At 44.3% G+C, this 3,120-nt stretch carries 2 protein-coding genes and 2 pseudogenes; 2 read left to right on the top strand and 2 right to left on the bottom strand.

Annotation, left to right across the window (positions count from 1 at the left end):
• Both IQ260_RS29240 and IQ260_RS29235 read right to left on the bottom strand, forming a co-directional pair.
• Positions 1-308: pseudogene (locus tag IQ260_RS29240) on the bottom strand (transposase family protein); the annotation flags it as partial.
• 63 nt (positions 309-371) lie between these two features.
• On the bottom strand, positions 372-773 hold the full coding sequence (locus IQ260_RS29235) for a helix-turn-helix domain-containing protein (RefSeq protein WP_193996578.1): 402 nt from the start codon (positions 771-773) through the stop codon (positions 372-374).
• Between the two features lie 179 nt (positions 774-952).
• On the opposite strand from IQ260_RS29235, the pseudogene IQ260_RS29230 reads away from it, so the two are divergent.
• Both IQ260_RS29230 and grrM read left to right on the top strand, forming a co-directional pair.
• Positions 953-1,878 (top strand): annotated as a pseudogene (locus IQ260_RS29230) (IS982 family transposase).
• Positions 1,879-2,393: 515 nt separating this feature from the next.
• On the top strand, positions 2,394-3,120 hold a 727-nt coding region (gene grrM / locus IQ260_RS29225), incomplete at its 3' end, for a cyclophane-forming radical SAM/SPASM peptide maturase GrrM/OscB (RefSeq protein ID WP_193996577.1).

Below are 3,120 nucleotides of genomic sequence, written 5' to 3'. Positions count from 1 at the left end.
ACCCGAATCAGGTGGTCGATATAAATCCGACACTGAGAAAATTCTTTATTCGCCTGTTTCTCATCAGCACTGAGGTCTGGCTTACGGGGCTTTTTCATCGGGGTTCGTGTACGGGCAACCCCCTGATACCCTTTATCGCCCCCATAGACTTGGTCCTCGCTTAAGTTGGCCTGCTGCTCCCGCAATAAACTCTGATCACTGTGAGGCCCCGGTTCCCCAACGAGGACATCCACGATGTCATGACCGGTGTTCAGGCTAATGAGCTGATTTTTGAACGTATGCTGCTTCTTTTTGCCCGAATAGCAACCTTTCTGAGCCTCATTATCCTTAGGACGTTCACGGGCTTGCTCGGTACTATCAACGAGGAATTCCTACTCTGCCAAGATGGCCTGAAGCCAGGCGAGTTGCTCTGGATCATCACCGAGTTCCTCCAGCCAACTCGATGGCAGGTGGTGACGTAATCGCAGCACCCAACGGTGATAGATGTCATGAGCCGTACTTTCACAGACGTCGTAGTGTAATCCCAGCAGTTCAAAGGTGGGATACTGCCTGAGATACAACAGACACAGGCTCACTTCCTCCGCCTCGCTGAGCTTAGGAGGACACCCCCCCGGTGCATTGATGTAGACTTTGGCCGGAGATAACTGGTCTTTTCGGGCAGATTGGTTGCTTACTATTACGGCAATTAAATCACTGAATTCCTGATAGCCAAGGCCAAACATCCGCTGACAACGCTCAGGATTTTGATTGATATAATCGTAGGGATTTTTCATTGGGGCGGTAACGCTCTACGTTTAGAGTTTTACCGCCTTTTTTTATCCGAATTTATATTTTGGAGATGTCTGTTGTACAAATGGACGCATTATGTGAATGGAGCGACATCAGCCACTAGCTCAAAAAACGAGGAGCCCTCAAGATCAAGGTAACCAAACACAAAACCTTATAGCTCCTCATGACTATGGTAAAAGCGACGGACCTTCTAACGCACATTTTTGTGCTTGTGGATGACTGGTACCAAGTGTATGGTCATCGCTTACGCCCGCGATTACCCGGTGCCCGGTGCCGCTTTAGCGAGAGCGAAATGCTGACGTTACTCTTGGCCATGGATTATTTCCCCTATCCCGGTGAACAACAATTCCTCGGATTCATCCGAGCCAATCACTTATCCCTGTTTCCATCGCTGCTCGACCAAAGCCAGTTTAATCGTCGAGCCCGCCGGTTGGCGGGGCTGTTGGAAGCGCTTAGACGATACTGGCTGGACCACCTGAATGTAGGGTTTGAGGACACGTTCTTGCTCGATACGAAACCGGTGCCCGTCGTTAGCTATAAACGCAGTAAACGGCAGAGTGATTTTGAGGGGAGTACATCTTATGGCTACTGTGCCAGGCGTAAACTCAACTACTTTGGCTATAAATTGGTGATGCTCACGACCTTATTAGGACTGCCATTGGTTTATGACTTGGTCCCCGCCAATACGGATGAACGTGCGGCGGCTGAAACGGTCCTCTGCGACATCCAAGGGTGCACCATTTTGACCGACAAAGGCTTTATTGGCACAGACTGGCAAGCAGATATCGCCAGATGTACAGGCAATCGCATCTTCACCCCGATGAGAGATAACCAACACGCCCAGAATCCACAGGCGTTTGACCGCCTCTTGAGCCATTTCCGTGAACGGATTGAAGGGGTTTTTAACGAGATTCAAATACCGGACGACACTTAGAGCGATTACTCCGCAAAAAGGTCTCAGGCATTCAGGTCCATGTCGCCGCCAAGGTCGCTAGTCATACCCTGCGAATCGTCTTACGGCAATCCTTCGGCATTGATGTGCTGATCTTTGAGCAGAAACCTGTTCGAAGCAAATTTGCACTCACATAAGGCGTAATGGATAAAGTCGAGCTTAGAAAACTTTAGATGTTTCCTTTGAAGATGCTTGACAGCTAAGACAATTGCTACAACTTGCTGAAAACTTTGGCTTGAAGCATTTACAAAATCTGAAAATTGAAATATTCTACAGATTCAACATAGATGTGCCAGTCAGGTCAAGTACCCTGGGGGGTACTATACAAAATTTTCATACTGCTCTAAATTTATTCACTAAGTACTATAATTACTGAATCTTACTTAAATTATTTTGTTTCGATAAAATAACTGTGAAATACGAGACTGTAAGTATATTTGCACCAGAAGAAAGTTTCGAAATCTAGACCAAGTGTGATCAATCTGGCAATAGATTTTACTCAGAATTATGCACTTCTTCAAAAAGAGATATCCCAAAAGTATCTTGATAGTGAGCTATAGCTTCACCATGCAGAGCGATTGAAAACAAATAGCTATGATTCTCTTTTAGCAAGAAAGTATTAAGGTGTTTGCTTCATTTCTCTGTGGAAGTTATGGGTTTAATTAATACTTTATCCACATGGATATCTGCTCCCAAAAATTATGGTCCAGTCAAGTTGGTTATTATTCAACCTACTACTTTTTGTAACCTTGACTGCGATTATTGCTATTTACCTGACCGCCATCTTAAATTCCAGTTTTCCCTCGATCTAATCGAACCTATTTTTGTAAACTTATTTCAAAGTCAATTCCTGGACTCCGAATTTACGGTGGTTTGGCATGCAGGAGAACCCCTAACCATGCCGATAGATTTCTATCGATCAGCCTTTGATAAAATCGAAGAATTAAATTATGACTTGCCATCAGGATTACGCCTGATTAGTCATGCAATCCAAACTAATGCAACTCTAATTAATCAAGATTGGTGTGATTTCATTAATCTTTATCAAGTGCGAATTGGTGTTAGCCTAGATGGCCCTGCTTTTCTACATGACGCTCATCGCAAAACTCGTAAGGGCTTAGGAACGCATGCAGGGACTATGCATGGGATTCAACTATTGCAGCAAAATAATATTCCATTTCATGTCATTACGGTATTAACCCGTGATGCCCTAGATTACCCTGATGAGATGTTTCAATTCTTTGTTGAGAAGAATATTAAGCAAGTAGGATTTAATATTGATGAAATGGAGGGAGTCAATGAATCTTCTTCTTTTGCAACCGATGGTTGTGAATCACAGTATAAAGCTTTTATGCAACGAATGTTGCAGCTAACAAAGG

It is taken from the genome of Leptolyngbya cf. ectocarpi LEGE 11479, assembly GCF_015207065.1.
Classification (GTDB): Bacteria; Cyanobacteriota; Cyanobacteriia; order Phormidesmidales; family Phormidesmidaceae; genus Leptothoe; species Leptothoe ectocarpi.
Note: the sequence above shows the minus strand (reverse complement) of the source record. Positions and strands in the feature narration are given on the sequence as shown.